Origin of the sequence: Streptococcus oralis (assembly GCF_001579025.1) — a bacterium.
Classification (GTDB): Bacteria; Bacillota; Bacilli; order Lactobacillales; family Streptococcaceae; genus Streptococcus; species Streptococcus oralis_X.
In genome coordinates this window covers 370,209-371,181 of sequence record NZ_KQ970235.1, presented here as the reverse complement: position 1 = coordinate 371,181, position 973 = coordinate 370,209, and the positions used below count along the sequence as shown (strand labels likewise).

The 973-nt window shown below is 36.4% G+C and carries 1 protein-coding gene; it reads right to left on the bottom strand.

The window, feature by feature from the left end; translation table 11 throughout:
- Nucleotides 1–97: 97 nt before the first annotated feature.
- A complete protein-coding gene (locus tag SORDD27_RS01690) occupies nucleotides 98–766 on the bottom strand; it encodes a TenA family protein (protein ID WP_061426983.1) in 669 nt (222 codons plus the stop codon).
- Nucleotides 767–973 lie beyond the last annotated feature (207 nt).

The following is a 973-nucleotide window of genomic DNA, read 5'->3' as shown; positions in this document are numbered from 1 at the left end:
AAAATTTGAAAGCCCTAGCAAGATATTTGACTGGAAAATATATTTATATAGTTTGTCTGTTCATTCTTTTAATCTACATAAAAGTATTGAATCTGTCCTATAATTCATAACCAATATCAAAAAAGGCTAATTCTAAAGCAACTGCTTGATTCCAGCGTTGCTGAAGTTCTGTCAAATCTTCTCTACCTTTCCCTACACGATTGAGTTCGTCAACCAGAAATTGAACCCACTCTGTAAAGAAAGGACCTCTGTGGAGATTGATCCATTCCAAATGAATATAGGCTTCAGGTAGAGCCAAATCTTTAGAACCCCAGTCTAAATAGAGACCTTCTGCAATGACCAGCATGACTAAAAGATGAGCATAGTCTGATGAAGCAACAGCAGAATACATTAGCTCCTGAAAGGCTTTTGTTACAGGGTGCAAGGTCACTTCTAGATAGTCATTCTCTGCTACTTTTAACTCTTTGAAAGCCTTTTGGAAATAACCATCTTCATCTGCTTCAAGAAAGCCTAGTTGCTTGGCAAAACGAAGTTTGGATTCAAGCTGGTCTGCGTGTGCTACACAGGCACCCAGCATGGATAAGAAGGCATCAAAGAAATGATAATCTTGAATCAGGTATTCTTTTAAGACCTTATTCTCAATTGTCCCCGCAAAAAGTTCCTTAACAAAACGATGATTGATTGCAGCCTGCCAATCCTTCTGACTGCTTTTTAATAATTCTCCAACAGTCAAACCTGGCTGAAATGCATAGTCTTGTGTTTCCATATTTATTTTTCCTTTCTTTACTCCTTAGTAATCAATAAAATATCAAGAGATACCAAGCAAAATCGTTATTCCACTTGATACTTTTAAAGAACATCGAGAGCATTTGCAGATAGCTACCTAAACAAGCCTATCCAGTTTGTATAAACAAAAAAACTCCAATTACAAACGAGAATTAGAGTTTACCTTACAAGATTAGACAGTTCTTTT